We start from the raw sequence: 16,041 nt of genomic DNA, 5'->3' as shown, positions 1-16,041 counted from the left end.
CTGCATTAGCTCTGTGGCCGGGGAGAATCTTCCCGGTCGGGCGACATCGTTAGGTAGCACGTCACGCAAGCCATCAGACTGGCCGCGACTATGAACGCGACAGCCAAGGCAACCTCATGCATATGGGCGACTGCGGCCAGCCCTGCCGAAAGCAGCACCGCCAACAATCGAGTAAACGATTTGATAGCTGCGGATCCCTGAACGCGTTGCTCTTTGGGCGCGACGTCCAGAAAATAGAGCTTGCGCACGCTGCTGATCCCGGTCACCGCGACGGTGACAACAAACAGCGCTATCGCATGCAGGTGTACATCGTGATCGATACCCATGTAGTGGAATGCCAGCAGAACACCTCCGGTAACGGCGACCAGGAGTGTCCCGACCACCATGACGGCACGATGAGATTTCATATTCACGACCTGCCACAACGGCCCCGAGACAAGATAGCCCGAAGCAGATGAAACAATCATCGCGGTCAGACCCCTGGCCGAGCCATGATGCGCCTCTGCCGCTATCAGCGCGAAGAACGGGACGGATAGCGACACAGCCACCAAAGGTATACGCATAACCATGTAACGCCGAAACCAGGTGTATTCGAACATGCCAAGGATACCCCGGGCATTGGCCGTGAACGACAGCTTGGGTTTGGTTCCAGTCTTTTTTACCGGTTCCGCAGAGCGGGTATTCTCTGTCATTGCCAGCATCAAAACTCCTGAAAGCATGAAAAACGCAACCGATACGCCGATCATGGTTGAATGGCGTGAAAAAGGTGGGTTTTCCTTGGTGATCTGATGCACCAACAGGGCTAGACCGATGGCACAAAGGCCCCCGCCCCCAAGTTGCAGGTAATGCATGACCATGCGCGAACGCGAGTGGACATGATCGCCCAACAGATCGGTGAGCATCAGGTTCTGAACTTCATCCACCAGGCCGATCACGAAAAAGACCGCCACGAAAACCACTGCGATCAACGGAACGTTCCCGGTCGCGGCAGCCACCATCGCCAGAACAAGACAGGCACCGATAACGGCTTCGGTCAGAGCAATGGCGCGCTTCTTTTGCGATTTCGCCGCTATGGGTTGCGCCAGGAAAAAGTCGGAAATCATGCTGCCAATCATCCGCACCGAAACCAGCGCGCCCGCCACGAACATCGGCAATTCGAATGACACGGCCAGAAATGGCAAAACCACCGATGGGCTGCCCAGAGTCCACGCAACCTGAGACACGATACTCTGCCCAGCAAGAACCGGCACGTTTCGCTTGGTCTTATCAGCAGTCACATCCGTCATGGATCTTTCGGTGGCATCGTCCCAGAACTTCCAAGTTGTACCAGCCTAAGCGTTTCGAAGGGTTCAGCCAACACCTCTTCGAAACTGTCCGAAAACGAAAAAACCGGGTCTGTTGAGCCGGGTCTCACAATCAGGTTCTGTAACAGCTCAGAGCTGCGCCATCACCTCATCAGTGGCTTCGAAGTTGGTCGTGACACGCTGTACGTCGTCATCGTCTTCCAGCGCATCCACCAGTTTCATCAGCTTTTGCATGTCTTCCAGACCCAGCTCGGTCGTGGTGGTCGGTTTCCAGACCAACTTGGTGGATTCCGATTCACCCAGCACAGCCTCCAACGCGTTCGAAACTTCGTTCAGATCCGTATCTGCACACCAGATGACGTGACCATCCTCTGAACTTTCGACATCTTCCGCGCCGGCCTCGATTGCGGCTTCGAAAATGGTGTCTGCGTCACCCGCAGTAGCCGGATAGAAAACTTCGCCCTTGCGTTCGAACATGAACCCGACCGAGCCCGTCTCACCCAGATTGCCGCCGTTCTTGGAAAAGGTCGAACGCACAGTCGAGGCGGTGCGATTGCGGTTGTCTGTCATGGTTTCAACGATCACGGCCACGCCGTTGGGGCCGTAGCCCTCATAGCGGATTTCTTCGTAATCGTCGCCTTCGCCTGCAACGGATTTCTTGATCGCGCGGTCAATCACGTCCTTGGGGACCGAGTTCGACTTGGCCTCTTTCACCGCCAGACGCAGGCGCGGGTTCTTTTCCGGATCCGGGTCGCCCATCTTGGCGGCAACGGTGATTTCTTTCGACAGTTTGGAAAACAGTTTGGACCGCGCGGCGTCCTGACGCCCCTTGCGGTGCTGGATGTTGGCCCATTTGGAGTGGCCTGCCATAATGCGTCCTCGTCATCGTTATTGCGTGTTCGGCGCTCATATAGACGTTTGCGGGGGGCAGGATCAAGAGAGTGGCTTGCGACGGCTTCACTGGCTTGTATGGTGACGGCATGACGACAGATCAGATCATTCTTTTTGCGCTTTTCATCACGGTCTTCGGAATGCTGCTTTGGGGTCGGTTTCGATACGACCTTGTGGCCTTTGCTGCGCTGATGATCGGCGTCGTGCTGGGCGTCGTGCCGGTGGATGATGCCTTTGCCGGGTTCGGCCATCCCGCCACCATCATCGTGGCGTTGGTGTTGGTGGTCTCTGCTGGTCTGGTCAGGTCGGGAGCCGTTTTCCTGATTACCCGCACTTTGGTTGATGCCTCGCGTGGCCTCGGCGCGCATATTGCGCTGATGGGCGGGATCGGCGCGGTTTTGTCGGCCTTCATGAACAACGTGGCCGCATTGGCGCTGCTGATGCCCGTGGACATTCAGACCGCACGCAAAGCAGGCCGGTCTGTGGGTCTGACCCTGATGCCGCTGAGCTTTGCGACCATTCTTGGGGGGATGGCCACGCTGATCGGGACCCCCCCGAACATCATCATCGCATCGATCCGGCAGGAAACACTGGGCGAACCGTTCCACATGTTCGATTTCGCCCCTGTCGGTGGGCTGGCCGCGATCGCCGGCCTTGCCTTTGTCGCTCTGGTAGGATGGCGCCTGATCCCCAATCGCGGGCCGCAAGCCGAGACATCTGAGGCACTGGCCGAATACATCGCCGAACTGACCGTCCCACCCGACTCTGCTCATATCGGTAAACGGGTCAGCGAGCTTTATGAAGTTGCCGAGAAATCAGACGTGGCGATCATCGGCCTTATCCGGGATGGCAAACGTCGCTATGGCAGGTCGGCGCACGCCACTCTCAAAGAAGGTGATGCGCTGGTATTAGAAGCCCGTCCGGAAGCGTTGGATGAGTTTCGTGCCGCCCTCAACCTCGATTTCTCGGACACCCGACGGCAGGAACTGTTGACGGCCGAGGGCGATGGATTGGAGGTAATCGAGATCGTAGTCCCGGAAAACGCCCGCATCGCCGGACGCACGGCACAAGGTGTCGGGTTGGCTTGGCGCCAAAGCACCGTCCTGATGGGCATCTCTCGACAAGGGCGTCGCATTACCGAGCAGGTCCGCAAGACCGAGGTGGAGCCGGGCGATATCCTACTTTTGCTTTGCCCCCGAGATCGTTCTGCCGATGTGACCGATTGGCTTGGCTGCCTGCCGCTTGCTGAACGTGGGCTGAGCGTAACTGCAAATGAAAAGGCATGGTTGGCTATTGGTCTGTTTGCTGCGGCTGTTTTGGCGGCAAGTGTTGGGCTGATTTACCTGCCTGTCGCATTGGGGCTGGTCGTCATTGCCTATGTATTGACCAAGATCATGCCAATCGCTGACATCTACAATCATATCGAATGGCCTGTGGTCGTCTTGTTGGGCTCAATGATCCCGCTGGGCAGTGCCCTTCAAACATCCGGCGGCACCGAACTGATCGCAAACGCTCTGATCCAATTGACCGACGGCTTGCCTGCCTGGGCCATTCTGACGGTACTGATGGTTGTCACGATGACGTTGTCGGACGTGTTGAACAACACCGCCACTGCCATTGTCGCCGCGCCGGTCGGGATACAAATGGCACGTACCCTTGAGGTATCGCCCGACCCGTTTCTGATGACCGTGGCCGTTGCGGCCTCGGCTGCGTTCCTGACCCCCATCGGGCACAAGAACAACACGCTGGTTCTGGGCCCCGGCGGCTATCGATTCGGTGACTACTGGCGCATGGGATTGCCGCTGGAGATGCTGATCATCGCCGTTTCTGTTCCTGCCATTCTTGTGTTCTGGCCGCTGTGACAGGTAAAGGCTGCGCATGAAACGCTTTTTGATCCTGCAACTGCGCCCCGAAACCGATGCGTCCGACGCCGAGTACGCCTCGATCCTGAACCGGAGCGGGTTGTCGCCCGATCAGACCCATCGCGTCCGTCTGGACTGCGAAAACCTGCCCGAGGGGTTGGATGTCACGGACTACGCCGGTGTCATCGTAGGAGGCGGACCGGGATGCGTCAGTGACAACCCGGCGACCAAATCCCCGTTGGATGCCCGGATCGAGACGACGATCATGGGGTTGATGCCGCAGATCATCGCACGGGATCACCCGTTCATGGGTTGCTGCTATGGCCTTGGTATTCTGGCTGCGCATCTGGGCGGCGACGTCAGCAAGGCCCGATATGGCGAACCCGTCGGACCATCCACTTGCCATCTGACCCCGGAAGGCCAGCAGGACCCGTTGACCGCAGGGTTGGAGGCCACCTTTGACGCTTTCGTTGGTCACAAGGAAGCGGTTCAGGCTCTGCCGAAAGGGTGCGTGCACCTTGTCGCGTCAGACCCCTGCCCGTTCCAGATGATCCGCTGGGGGCAGAACGTATATGCCACGCAGTTCCATCCCGAAGCCGACGCCAGGGATTTTGAACAGCGCATCAATATCTACAAAAACCACGGCTATTTCCCGCCTGAAGACGCGCAGAAACTGATCGACCACTGCCATTCTGCCGATGTCACACAACCCGGCGAGATCCTGCGCCGGTTCGTCAGACGATACGAGTGACCCAACGGCGCGGTTGCCTGAGCCTTCCCGCCTCGCTTAGGCTGATCTGACGCAACTTTGGGAGGAGTTGTCCTTGGATCTGCTTATTAACGTCGGCCTGCCGGTTTCACTGGCCGTTATCATGCTGTCTCTGGGTATCGGACTGGAGGTCGCAGATTTCCGCCGTGTCCTGAGCCGACGTCGCGCCTTTGCCATCGGGGCGGCAAGTCAGGTTGTTCTATTGCCGGTGGCGGCCTTTGTGACGGTCAAAATTTTTGCTTTGCCGCCTGAAATCGCGGTTGGTTTCATGCTGCTCAGTTTTTGTCCAGGCGGCGTAACCAGCAATATCCTGTCAAAGCTCGCCAAGGCCGATGTCGCGCTTTCAGTCAGCCTGACCGCCGTGATCAGCCTTCTGTCGATCGTAACCGTACCAATATTGGCCGCCTGGTCGATCGCGCATTTCATGGGCGACGAAGCCCCTGACGTTTCCATCACCGGGCTGGCTGTTGCTCTGTTCCTGATCACTACGTTACCGGTGGCCATTGGTGTAGGGATTCGCAACTTTGCAACGGGGTTTGCAAACCGTGTGGAGCCGGGGTTGTCGGCGCTCGCGACCGTTTTGTTCGTGCTGATCGTTGCCGCTGCACTGGCCGGGAACTGGCAACTGTTCGTCGAAAATCTCGGCATCATGGGCGCCGGCTTGATTTCTCTGAATATCGTATTGCTTTTCTGTGGATTAGGGCTGGCGAGGATATCAAACCTGTCCTGGAATGAGTGCAAGACGATTTCAATCGAAACCGGAATTCAAAATTCCACGCTGGGCATTACACTGGCGGCGCTGATTACGAATACCGAAAGCGGGTTCAGCCCGCTGGCCCTGCCCTCGGCGGTTTATGGTATTACGATGTACGCCGTGGTTCTGCCGTTTCTTGTCTGGTTCCGCAGGCGCTGAAAGGACCGTTATGACAAACAACACTGCTGATGCGATCGTTGTCGGTGCTGGTCTGGCCGGATTGGCCGCCGCAGCTGAACTGGGCGACCGAGGTAAAAAGGTAATCATACTCGATCAGGAACCAGAAGGCTTTCTGGGCGGTCAGGCATTCTGGAGCCTGGGTGGCCTGTTTATGGTCAACACCCCGGAACAACGCCGTATGGGTATCCGCGACAGCCACGATCTGGCGTTGCGCGACTGGATGAGCAGCGCGCAGTTTGACCGGGAAGAAGATACCTGGCCTCGCAAATGGGCCGAAGCCTATATCGAGTTCGCAGCTGGCGAAATGCGCCCCTGGCTGCACGAGATGGGGCTGCGCTGGTTTCCGGTCGTAGGCTGGGCCGAGCGCGGCGGGTCCTACGCAAACGGGCACGGCAATTCTGTCCCGCGCTTTCACATCACGTGGGGCACCGGCCCCGGAGTGCTGGAACACTTCATCCGTCGCGTCCGCGACCATGCCAGTGCCGGGCTGATCCAGATGAAGTACCGTCATCAGGTCAGCCATATCATTATGCAGAATGGCACCGCCAAAGGCGTCTCCGGCGAGGTTCTGGCCGATGACACCGCCCAGCGCGGCGGCAAAACCAACCGCGACGAGGTCGGCGAGTTCGAGGCTTATGCGCCTTCTGTGATCGTCACCTCTGGCGGTATTGGTGGCAATTTTGAGTTGGTGCGCCAGAACTGGCCCAGGGATCGTCTAGGGGAACCGCCACAGGACATGGTGGCAGGGGTACCGTTTCACGTCGACGGTCGTATGATCGCTATCAGTGAAAAAGCAGGTGGCCATGTCATCAATGGTGACCGCATGTGGCATTACACCGAAGGCGTTCGCAACTGGGACCCGATCTGGCCCGCCCATGGCATTCGCATTCTGCCCGGCCCCAGCTCTATGTGGTTCGATGCACGCGGAAACCGGTTGCACCCCCCCTGCCTGCCCGGGTTCGATACGCTGGGGACACTGCGCGAAATCCTGAAAACCGGGTATGAATACAGTTGGTTTGTTCTGACCCAGAAGGTGATCAAGAAGGAATTCGCCCTGTCCGGGTCCGAGCAGAACCCAGACTTCACGTCAGGCAGCTGGAAAGAGGTTATTCGTCAACGAATTCTGTCCGGGTCCAAAGCGACCGCCCCGGTCGAGGCATTCAAGGAGAAAGGCGAGGATTTTGTTGTTGCCAACACGTTGACCGAGCTGGTCAACGGAATGAACCATTTGGGTGGGGGGCTGATAGACGAGGCCCATTTGCGCGCCCAGATCGAAGCGCGGGATTCTCAGGTCGACAATCCCTTCTCAAAAGACGCGCAGATGATGGCGATCCTTGCAGCCCGCAATTATCGTGGAGACAAACTGATCCGCACCGCCAAACCTCACAAGTTCCTTGACCCGTCCAACGGCCCGTTGATCGCGGTCAAGCTGCATGTTCTGACACGCAAGACGCTGGGCGGTTTGCAGACCAATCTGGACAGTCAGATGATCGGTGCCGACGGTCAAGTGGTGCCCGGCCTCTTCGCTGCCGGCGAAGTCGCCGGGTTCGGTGGCGGTGGCTATCACGGTTACAACGCGCTGGAGGGAACGTTCCTGGGTGGCTGCATCTTTTCAGGTCGCAACGCAGGGCGATCGAGGGCCGTCGCCTGACAACCCTGCCCTTTTACTTGCGTACCAGTTTGATCACCGGCTCACCCTGAGCATCCAGCAAGGCCAGCGCGTTGCCTTGCACCGCGAAGGTCGTGACTCTTTGCATCGCTTTCAGAAACTGCCGCTCGACCTCATCTAGCGGGGGTGGGCACGCCATGAGCGTTGCGGCCATATTGTCCGGGAACTCGATCCGATTGGCAGAAATCTCGGCCTGGCCACTGAACCGGTTGCAACCGCCGTTTCCTGAAAAGGCCCCGCCCTGCCCGAAAGCAAGTTCAGGACGTTTCTCTGTCTCAATAGGCGCACCATTGAGGCCCGAGGCGTACCACTCGGTGTTTTCCAGCATCGCGGCACCTTGGTGTTGCACCTGTATCATCAGCAGGTCAGCTGAATTCTCGGCCCCATGTGTCAGAACCGGATAGACAGTATCGGTGGTGAACAACAGCTTTTGCCCCTGCATGACCGAAGCGCGCACGGCATAGCTGCGCCCGTCCTGAATCAACGCATCATCATAGGTCAGTTCAAACTGCGCCGGCACACCGGTCAGGGCATATCTCTGCGCGGCAAGCGTTTCGGCCGGCGCATCCGCCAATGAGATATCCTGAAGCTCGACGAACAAGGTCGTGTCGGGCGAAAGCGCAATACGCTCTCGGTAGGTTGCAGTTCCTTCGACGGTTCCAGCAAGCGATGTGCCGCTCAAAACGGTGGCGAAAGCAACCGCAGGAAACGTGGTGCGGACGAGTGTCAGCATAGCAGTACCCTTTAAATATCAGTTCTACAAAAGATTGCTGTTCATCCGATATTTACAAGTACGCCGCAAGCAAAGCGGCAAATCTGTGCCGATATCATAACGGCCAGATCAATGGGATAAGCAGGGACGCTAACAATCCGACCGTCAGGTTCAGCGGCACGCCTACCTTCATGAAATCGGTGAACCTGTAGCCTCCGGGACCATAGACCATCATGTTTGTCTGGTACCCGATCGGTGTTGCAAACGATGCCGAGGCCGCCACCATAACCGCAACGACCAGCGGACGCGGATCTATCCCGACAGCCTGCGCCAGACCGATGGCGATCGGAGTGACGACAACCGCAACGGCGTTGTTGGAGACCAGTTCGGTCAGCACCGAGGTCAGCAGATAAATCGCCCAGATAATCAGGAATGGCGGCAAGGCACTGAGCCCCGGCGCAACAGCTTCGACGATCAGAGAAACCGCGCCAGAGCTGTCCAGCGCAGCCCCTATGCCCAGCATCGCGAAGATCAACGCCAACAGGCGACCTTCAACAAAGGAAAACGCCTCATCCGCGTCGATACAGCGGGTCAGTAGAACCACGGCGCAGGCCACAATCGACAACAACAGGATGGGCGCAATGCCCAGCGCGGCGAGGACGACAATCCCTACAAGAGCACCAATCGCAATGGGTGCATGGCTTCGACGGAATGCTCGAGCCGATGGTTGTGTGACGTCCACCATGTCCATATCAGCCGCAAGCCGCTGGATATCCGCCGGGGCACCTTCCAAAAGCAACGTATCCCCAACCCTGACCACCAAATCATCCAACTGGCGACCAATGTTCTGGTTACGGCGGTGCACCGCCAGCACGTAAACGCCATAGCGACGCCGAAGCCGCATCATTCCAAGGGTCCGCCCCACCAAACGGCACCCGGGTGTGATCAACACCTCAACCGTCTTGGTTTCAACGGCAGATACCTGATCCACACGTTTGAGTTCCCTGTTGCTCTGAAGGCTCAGAAGTTCGGTCATCTCGGTGCGTAAAACCACCCGATCGCCTACTTTCAGCTCGACGCCTTTCAGATTACGCCGCAACGACTCATCCCCCCGGATGACATCTATCAGGCGCACGCCGGGGCGTTTGAACAACTGCACGCCGGTCACTTCGCGCCCGATCAGGTTGCTATCCGGCGGAATGACGGCCTCGGTAAAGAACTTCATCTTGGACCGGTCACTGAGCAGCGACGCCATGCTGTCCCGCTCGGGCAACAGTTTGGGCGCGATGAAGCGCAAATAAATCATGCCGTAGATCACCAGCGCGATCCCCAGAGGCGTGATTTCGAAAATCGTAAAGGCTTTCATCCCCTGCGCGCGGGCCACGCCATCCACCAGCAGGTTCGTGGACGTGCCGATCAACGTCAGCGTGCCGCCCAAAATGGCTGCGTAACTCAACGGAATCAGCAATTTGGATGCGGGAACATTCAGCGTGCGGGCAATTTGCACAAAGACCGGAATCATGACCACAACCACTGGCGTATTCGACACCACCGCCGAGGCCAGCACGACAAACCCCATAAGCAAAGCGATGGCAATACGCGGGTTTACCTGAGCCTGCTTCTGTGCGGTCGAAGTGAACGAGTCCAAGGCTCCGGTCCGCACCAAGGCCCCCATGATGATGAACATCGCGGCAATCGTCCAGGGTGCCGGGTTGGACAGAACCGCAAGCGCGCTTTGATAGGGTAGGATGCCAGTTACAAGCATCAGAGAAACACCGCCAAGGGCTACGACTTCGGTCGGATAAACTTCGCGCAGGAACATGATGAACATGCCCGCAACGATGAGCAGCGCCAGAACTGCGCTTCCTGTGTCTGTCAGTGAAAGGAAATTCATTCGTGGTATTCTGTCCGAACCCCGGCCCAAGCGCCTGATGACATGCAGTTTCACGCATTGCGCCCGACAGAGCAAGCCTAACGATGACTATTCGGGCCCGGCTTGTTCCAGACGCCCTCCGACCCGCACCATACGCACGGATTTGGCCTGTCCGTCACGGTCGTCGGTTTCCACAAACACGCCGCTCAGAGTGGCTTCACCGGTTGCGGGGGTAAAGCGTGCCTTGGGCATACCGGTGATGAACCGGCGCATAGGCTCCTGCTTGTCCATCCCGATGACCGAGTCGTAGTCTCCGCACATGCCCGCATCCGTCAGATACCCGGTGCCACCCGGCAAAATCTGGGAATCCGCCGTTGGCACATGGGTGTGCGTCCCCACCACAAGGCTTGCGCGCTTGTCACAATAATGGCCCATCGCCATCTTTTCGGACGTGGCCTCGCAATGCATATCCACGATGATGGCCTGCGCCTGCCCGCCTCTCGGGTGAGACTTCAGAATCGGCTCAATGGCTGAGAACGGGTCGTCAAACGGTCGTTTCATAAAGACCTGACCCAGCACCTGCACCACCAGAACCTTGCGTCCACCCGGCGCCGTGAACAGCCGATGACCCCGTCCCGGCGCGCCTTTGGCAAAGTTCACGGGCCGTACGATTCGCTGTTCTTTCTCGATAAATTGCAGCATGTCTTTCTGATCGAAGGCATGATCGCCCAGCGTCAGGCAATCTGCCCCGGCATCAAGCAACAGCCTGGCGTGATCCCCGCTCAGCCCCATGCCGTTGGACGCGTTTTCACCGTTGACCACAACAAAATCCAGCCGCCATTCGTCGCGCAGACGCGGCAAGTGCTGCTGAACGGCAGCGCGCCCCGCGCGCCCCATGACATCACCAAGAAACAAAATCCTCATGATCCGGGTCGTAGGGGCTGCGCAGGGCAATAACAAGGCGGAAGCATGAAATTTCCGGCAGACTTCGGGGTTGAAATCAAATTCTGCCGCGGCAATGTTTCGAGACATCTCTTGAATACGGAAGGAATTCTTCGTGAAGTCGTCAATTGTTCTGACAGGCTGCCTTCTGGCGGCAACTGCTGCCGCGGCCGAAGGCACCAAGACATCCATGCCCAACCCCGCTGCGACCTTTTGCATTGAAAACGACGGGACCTACCAACTTCGAAAAAACGAAGACGGCAGCGTCTACGGCATCTGCATCCTGAAGGACGGCACCGAGGTGGATGCCTGGGATTACTTGCGCAGCCACTTCGAGAAGTAGCAGCTAGAAGGTCAGCACGCGGCTTTCCGTGACAACCATGTCCAGCGGTTGGTCGGTCAGTTCGAGAGGCAGGTCCGCAGCCTCTTGCGCATCAAAAGCAAAGCCGATGGCAAGCGTCGGGCGTTTGGCGCGCAGACCTTCCAGTGTCCGGTCGTAAAACCCGCCGCCATAACCCAGGCGACCACCATTTGCATCGAAGGCGACCAGCGGCACGATCAGAATTTCGGGGCCGAAATAGTCATCCACCTGGGGCACTTTTGCACCAAAGGGACCATCCCTGAGCGCGCCTTCTGGTGTCCAGCGAGAGAATTTCAGCGGCAGACCGGCTGCCTGAATGACAGGCACACCCACCGGGCCATAGGCCGACGCCTCGGCCATGGCGGGGACCGGGTCGATCTCGGTCCGGATCGGCATATAACCTGACAGGGGCACACCGCGATGGCCTGCCAGAACCTCGGACAAGCGCCCGGCTGCACCCGGCAAGCGGGCATCAAACGCGGCCTTGCGGCGGGCAAAGGCCGCTTTGCGCGCTGCGGCTTTGATTTCGGTCAGATCGGTCACAGTAGCACCACGCTGGCAAGCCCAAGAAAGATGAAGAACCCCATGACGTCCGTCGTGGTTGTCACAAAGGTCCCCGATGCAAGCGCCGGGTCGATGCCCAAGCGGTCAAGCACGACCGGTACTACCGTACCTGCAAACCCTGCGATGATCATGTTCACGACCAAGGCCGACCCGATCACGACACCCAGCCAAGGAGAATCGAACCACAGCATCCCCACGGTCCCCAGCACGATGGCAAAGCAGAGCCCGTTCAGCATGCCCACCAGCAGTTCCCGGCGAATAACGCGCATCACGTTTGCATTAGTCAGGTCGCGCGTCGCCAACGCGCGCACCGCAACGGTGAGGGATTGTGTTCCCGCATTGCCGCCCATCGACGCGACAATCGGCATCAGGATGGCCAGCGCGACCAGTTGATCAATCGCCGCTTCGAATTGCGAAATCACCAACGAGGCACAAATAGACGTGCACAGGTTCACCGCCAGCCACGGCAACCGCCGCCGGCTGGTCGCCGCCACGCTGTCGGACAGTGAGCTTTCGTCGCTCACACCGGCAAGGCGCAGGATGTCTTCTTCGTGCTCTTCGTCCAGAACCACCATCGCATCGTCGATTGTAATGACACCGACCAGACGCCCATCGGCATCCACCACCGGGGCCGAGATCAGGTGATACTGGTTAAAGGCATAAGCCACGTCTTCCTCGTCCTGATCGACGGGGATACTGTGGAATTCCTCTTCTGCCAGATCGAGCAGCGGCACCTCACGCCGTGTCGCCATCAGCTTGCCCAAAGTCACCTGCGCCACCGGCTTCAGGCGCGGATCGACCAGAACAATATGATAGAACTGTTCCGGCAGATCGTCATTGGCGCGCATGAAATCAATTGCTTGTCCAACGGTCCAATGCTCAGGCGCCATGACGACTTCGCGCTGCATGAGACGACCGGCAGAATTCTCGGGGTAGGACAGCGCCTGTTCGGCGGCGATCCTCTCGGAATCCTCCAACGCGTCCAGAATGGTTTCCTGCTGCGGCTCTTCAAGGTCTTCCAGCAGGTCAACGACATCGTCGCTTTCCATCTCGCGCACGGCTTCTGCCAGAACGTCCGGCTTCAGAACCGAGATCACCTCTTCACGAACCGATTCATCCAGTTCGGAAAGGATATCGCCGTCAAATTCCTTGTCGTACAGGCGGATCAGGCGGGAACGGTCAAACGGGTTGATCTGCTCAAGAAGGTCAGCAATATCGGCCGAATGCAGCGGCTCCATCAACTCGATCAGCTTATCGCGGTCGTCAATATCCACTGCATAAAGGATCGCGGCCACAGCCTTGGGATCGAGCGCATAGACGTCCTCATCCCGGGGCTGATCGTGTCCGGCTTCGTCACTGCCTGTCGTCATGCTCTGCCCCTTTTTTTCGATTTGCCCTTAAATAGAAGAAGCAGCTACCAGAAAACAATGACAATGCGCCGATTTACCCACTTCTTTCGTCCGCCTATGCTAGTGCGCGGTTCCAAACAGGTGGAGAACAGGGAAAATGGCGCAAAAGACGCTTTTGAAAGGGCGTGTTCTGAGTTTCACAGGCTCACCCTTTGATGGAGAGCCGACCGAGGCGACCCGGCTGGACGAAGCGGTCGTGGTCGAACACGGGCGAATTGCAGAGGTCGGCACCGTCGATACACTGAAAAAAGCCCACCCTGACGCAGTCACGAAGGATCACGGAACGCGCTTGATCATGGCTGGGTTCGTCGACCCGCATGTGCATTATCCACAGACGGCGATGATCGCCAGCTGGGGCAAACGGCTGATCGACTGGCTGAACACCTACACCTTCCCGGAAGAGATGAAGTTCGGCGATTTCGACTATGCGACCGAGATAGCCAACCGGTATCTGGACCTGACGACCGCCCACGGCACCACGACCATGTGCAGTTTTTGCACGATTCACCCTGAAAGCGTGGATGCCTTTTTCACCACGGCGCAAAATCGTGGGCAGCGTGTGGTCGCCGGCAAGACCTGTATGGACCGTAACGCGCCCGAAGGTCTGCGCGACACCGCGCAGACGGCTTATGACCAATCCGCCGCACTGCTTGAGAAATGGCACCGTGTCGGTCGCCTGTCCTATGCGATCACACCACGCTTTTCACCAACCTCGACTCCTGAGCAGCTTGAGGCCATGGGCGCGCTTTGGGCCGAGCATCCGCATTGTCTCATGCAAACCCATCTGAGCGAGCAAACGGATGAAATCGAATGGGTCCGGTCCCTGTTCCCTGATGCAAGGGATTATCTGGACACCTACGAGAAATTTGGCCTGTTGGGCCAGAACGGCCTGTATGGCCATGTCATCCATCTGGAAGACCGGGAACGGGATCGACTGCGCGAGGTCGATGCCTCTTTGATTCATTGCCCCACGTCGAACACGTTCATCGGATCGGGATTGTTTGACATGAACGGGCTGATCCATGATGGCCACCGGATCGGTCTGGCCACGGATACCGGCGGCGGGTCCAGCTTTTCGATGCTACGCACCATGGCCGCCGCCTATGAGATTGGCCAATTGCGCGGCCGCCCTCTGCACCCGGCGCAATTGCTGTGGTTGGGCACGGTCGGATCGGCCCGGAGCCTGCGTATGGGCGACTGCATCGGAAACATCGCCCCTGGGATGGAGGCGGATCTGGTCGTGATCGACCTCGCCTCGACCCCCGCCATCGCCCAACGCGAGGCCCACGCGGAAGATGTTTGGGAAGCGATCTTTCCGACGATCATGATGGGCGACGATCGGGCCGTGGCAGAGGTCTGGATCGGCGGGCGGCAGGCGGCTTAAGCCTGCAACGCCCGGGCAAGCATGTTTTGGCGTTCGATCACGCGGGGCAGATCAATGGTTGTTATGTATCCATCACGTACGATCTGGCGGCCTTCGACGAACAGATGTTTCACAGTCATCGGCCCCGCCAGAAGCAGGGCCGCCGGATCCCAACTGCCCGCGCTTTCGATGCCGCGGGTATCCCACACCGCAATATCGGCACGTTTTCCGGGCATCAGCCGTCCGCAATCGGGACGTCCCAACACATCCGCCCCGCCGCGCGTCGCAATCTCAAGCGCTTCGCGGGCCGACATGGCATCTGCACCATTGGCAACCCGTTGCAGCAACATGGCCTGGCGCGCCTCAAGCATGAGGTTGCCATTGTCATTGCTGGCCGATCCATCCGCGCCGAGGCCAACCTTGATACCGGCATCCCGCATTGCCCGCACCGGAGCTATACCTGATCCGAGACGACAATTTGAACAGGGGCAATGGGCCACACCTGTTTTGGTACGTGAAAACAGATCGATCTCGGCCCCGTCCAGCTTGACGCAATGGGCGTGCCAGACATCCGGGCCGGTCCAACCCAATTCCTCGGCATATTGCCCCGGGCGGCAGCCGAATTGCGCCTGCGAATAGGCGATATCCTCATCATTCTCGGCCAGATGGGTATGCAGCATCACGCCCTTGTCCCGCGCCAGCAACGCTGCATCCCGCATCAGGTCCCGGCTGACGGAAAACGGTGAGCACGGAGCAAGGCCAACGCGGCACATTGAACCCTCGGATGAATCATGAAACGTATCAACAACCCGGATCATGTCGTCCAGAATGGCGGCTTCCTTTTCCACCAGACTGTCCGGTGGCAGGCCGCCGTCGCTTTCACCAATGCTCATCGCGCCACGCGTCGGATGGAACCGCATTCCCAACTCGGACGCGGCAGCGATCGTATCCCCAAGCCGCGCGCCATTGGGGTAGAGGTAAAGGTGATCGGAACTGAGCGTGCACCCCGACAGCGCCAGTTCTGCCAAACCGATCTGGGCCGAGGTGAACATTTCTTCCGGCCCAAAACGCGACCAGATCGGATAGAGCGTTTGCAGCCACCCAAACAGCAACGCATCCTGTCCGCCCGGCACCGCCCGTGTCAGAGTTTGATAGAGATGGTGGTGGGTATTTACCAGGCCGGGTGTCACCACACAGCTCGAGGCATCGTGCACCTCACCCTGTGTTTCCAGCCCCCGCCCGATCCGGGAAATCTGCCCGTCGCGGACCAGAACATCAGCCCGGGACAACTCTTGCCGGGACTCGTCCATCGTCAGGATCAGATCAGCATTCTTGAGTAGGATTTCCGTCATTTCGCGCTCCTGCATCTGCCCGTCTCATGCAAGAAG

General features: G+C 58.5%; 14 protein-coding genes. 6 read left to right on the top strand and 8 right to left on the bottom strand.

The window, feature by feature from the left end:
- Positions 1-5: 5 nt before the first annotated feature.
- Positions 6-1,286 (bottom strand): MFS transporter, encoded by a 1,281-nt coding sequence (locus D1823_RS01290; RefSeq protein WP_117868260.1) that lies wholly within the window; start codon positions 1,284-1,286, stop codon positions 6-8.
- Positions 1,287-1,433: 147 nt separating this feature from the next.
- The gene (locus D1823_RS01285; RefSeq protein ID WP_117868259.1) at positions 1,434-2,174 is read right to left on the bottom strand and encodes a YebC/PmpR family DNA-binding transcriptional regulator; all 741 of its coding nucleotides are present in this window, start codon (positions 2,172-2,174) and stop codon (positions 1,434-1,436) included.
- Between the two features lie 110 nt (positions 2,175-2,284).
- On the opposite strand from D1823_RS01285, the gene D1823_RS01280 reads away from it, so the two are divergent.
- The 4 genes from D1823_RS01280 (at position 2,285) to D1823_RS01265 (ending at position 7,411) form a co-directional block, all read left to right on the top strand.
- Positions 2,285-4,057 carry an SLC13 family permease gene (locus D1823_RS01280; protein ID WP_117872594.1) on the top strand — a complete coding sequence of 591 codons (1,773 nt, stop codon included), beginning with the start codon at positions 2,285-2,287 and terminating at the stop codon, positions 4,055-4,057.
- A 16-nt stretch (positions 4,058-4,073) separates the two neighbouring features.
- A complete protein-coding gene (locus tag D1823_RS01275) occupies positions 4,074-4,808 on the top strand; it encodes a glutamine amidotransferase (RefSeq protein ID WP_117868258.1) in 735 nt (244 codons plus the stop codon).
- A 73-nt stretch (positions 4,809-4,881) separates the two neighbouring features.
- Positions 4,882-5,739 carry a bile acid:sodium symporter family protein gene (locus tag D1823_RS01270; protein ID WP_117868257.1) on the top strand — a complete coding sequence of 286 codons (858 nt, stop codon included), beginning with the start codon at positions 4,882-4,884 and terminating at the stop codon, positions 5,737-5,739.
- Positions 5,740-5,749: 10 nt separating this feature from the next.
- On the top strand, positions 5,750-7,411 hold the full coding sequence (locus D1823_RS01265) for an FAD-binding dehydrogenase (RefSeq protein ID WP_117868256.1): 1,662 nt from the start codon (positions 5,750-5,752) through the stop codon (positions 7,409-7,411).
- 13 nt (positions 7,412-7,424) lie between these two features.
- Here the strand turns inward: D1823_RS01265 and D1823_RS01260 are convergent, their stop codons facing one another.
- The 3 genes from D1823_RS01260 to D1823_RS01250 form a co-directional block, all read right to left on the bottom strand.
- Positions 7,425-8,162: a YbaY family lipoprotein gene (locus tag D1823_RS01260; RefSeq protein WP_117868255.1), complete on the bottom strand. Its 738-nt coding sequence runs from the start codon at positions 8,160-8,162 to the stop codon at positions 7,425-7,427.
- A 94-nt stretch (positions 8,163-8,256) separates the two neighbouring features.
- On the bottom strand, positions 8,257-10,035 hold the full coding sequence (locus D1823_RS01255; protein ID WP_117868254.1) for an SLC13 family permease: 1,779 nt from the start codon (positions 10,033-10,035) through the stop codon (positions 8,257-8,259).
- 87 nt (positions 10,036-10,122) lie between these two features.
- Positions 10,123-10,938 (bottom strand): TIGR00282 family metallophosphoesterase, encoded by an 816-nt coding sequence (locus D1823_RS01250; protein WP_117872592.1) that lies wholly within the window; start codon positions 10,936-10,938, stop codon positions 10,123-10,125.
- A 133-nt stretch (positions 10,939-11,071) separates the two neighbouring features.
- Here D1823_RS01250 and D1823_RS01245 point away from each other — a divergent pair, with 133 nt between their 5' ends.
- Positions 11,072-11,299 carry a DUF333 domain-containing protein gene (locus D1823_RS01245; RefSeq protein ID WP_254683768.1) on the top strand — a complete coding sequence of 76 codons (228 nt, stop codon included), beginning with the start codon at positions 11,072-11,074 and terminating at the stop codon, positions 11,297-11,299.
- A gap of 3 nt (positions 11,300-11,302) precedes the next feature.
- On the opposite strand, the gene D1823_RS01240 is transcribed toward D1823_RS01245, so the two are convergent.
- Together D1823_RS01240 and mgtE are read right to left on the bottom strand one after the other, a co-directional pair.
- Positions 11,303-11,860 (bottom strand): 5-formyltetrahydrofolate cyclo-ligase, encoded by a 558-nt coding sequence (locus D1823_RS01240; protein ID WP_117868253.1) that lies wholly within the window; start codon positions 11,858-11,860, stop codon positions 11,303-11,305.
- Positions 11,857-13,251, bottom strand: a complete 1,395-nt coding sequence (mgtE, locus tag D1823_RS01235) for a magnesium transporter (RefSeq protein ID WP_117868252.1) — start codon at positions 13,249-13,251, stop codon at positions 11,857-11,859. The genes D1823_RS01240 and mgtE overlap by 4 nt, the downstream gene beginning before the upstream one ends.
- A 136-nt stretch (positions 13,252-13,387) precedes the next feature.
- Between mgtE and guaD the strand changes: the two genes are divergently transcribed.
- Positions 13,388-14,674 carry a guanine deaminase gene (guaD, locus tag D1823_RS01230; protein WP_117868251.1) on the top strand — a complete coding sequence of 429 codons (1,287 nt, stop codon included), beginning with the start codon at positions 13,388-13,390 and terminating at the stop codon, positions 14,672-14,674.
- Here the strand turns inward: guaD and D1823_RS01225 are convergent.
- Positions 14,671-16,005, bottom strand: a complete 1,335-nt coding sequence (locus tag D1823_RS01225) for an 8-oxoguanine deaminase (RefSeq protein WP_117872588.1) — start codon at positions 16,003-16,005, stop codon at positions 14,671-14,673. The genes guaD and D1823_RS01225 overlap by 4 nt on opposite strands.
- Positions 16,006-16,041 lie beyond the last annotated feature (36 nt).

The organism is Ruegeria sp. AD91A, assembly GCF_003443535.1.
In the GTDB taxonomy this organism is placed as follows: domain Bacteria; phylum Pseudomonadota; class Alphaproteobacteria; order Rhodobacterales; family Rhodobacteraceae; genus Ruegeria.
Note: the sequence above shows the minus strand (reverse complement) of the source record. Positions and strands in the feature narration are given on the sequence as shown.

Coding starts and splice junctions, on each gene's coding strand:
- D1823_RS01290 (WP_117868260.1), bottom strand. CDS start 1,286: ATGACGGATGTGACTGCTGATAAGACCAAGCGAAACGTGCCGGTTCTT.
- D1823_RS01285 (WP_117868259.1), bottom strand. CDS start 2,174: ATGGCAGGCCACTCCAAATGGGCCAACATCCAGCACCGCAAGGGGCGT.
- D1823_RS01280 (WP_117872594.1), top strand. CDS start 2,285: ATGACGACAGATCAGATCATTCTTTTTGCGCTTTTCATCACGGTCTTC.
- D1823_RS01275 (WP_117868258.1), top strand. CDS start 4,074: ATGAAACGCTTTTTGATCCTGCAACTGCGCCCCGAAACCGATGCGTCC.
- D1823_RS01265 (WP_117868256.1), top strand. CDS start 5,750: ATGACAAACAACACTGCTGATGCGATCGTTGTCGGTGCTGGTCTGGCC.
- D1823_RS01260 (WP_117868255.1), bottom strand. CDS start 8,162: ATGCTGACACTCGTCCGCACCACGTTTCCTGCGGTTGCTTTCGCCACC.
- D1823_RS01255 (WP_117868254.1), bottom strand. CDS start 10,035: ATGAATTTCCTTTCACTGACAGACACAGGAAGCGCAGTTCTGGCGCTG.
- D1823_RS01250 (WP_117872592.1), bottom strand. CDS start 10,938: ATGAGGATTTTGTTTCTTGGTGATGTCATGGGGCGCGCGGGGCGCGCT.
- mgtE (WP_117868252.1), bottom strand. CDS start 13,251: ATGACGACAGGCAGTGACGAAGCCGGACACGATCAGCCCCGGGATGAG.
- guaD (WP_117868251.1), top strand. CDS start 13,388: ATGGCGCAAAAGACGCTTTTGAAAGGGCGTGTTCTGAGTTTCACAGGC.
- D1823_RS01225 (WP_117872588.1), bottom strand. CDS start 16,005: ATGACGGAAATCCTACTCAAGAATGCTGATCTGATCCTGACGATGGAC.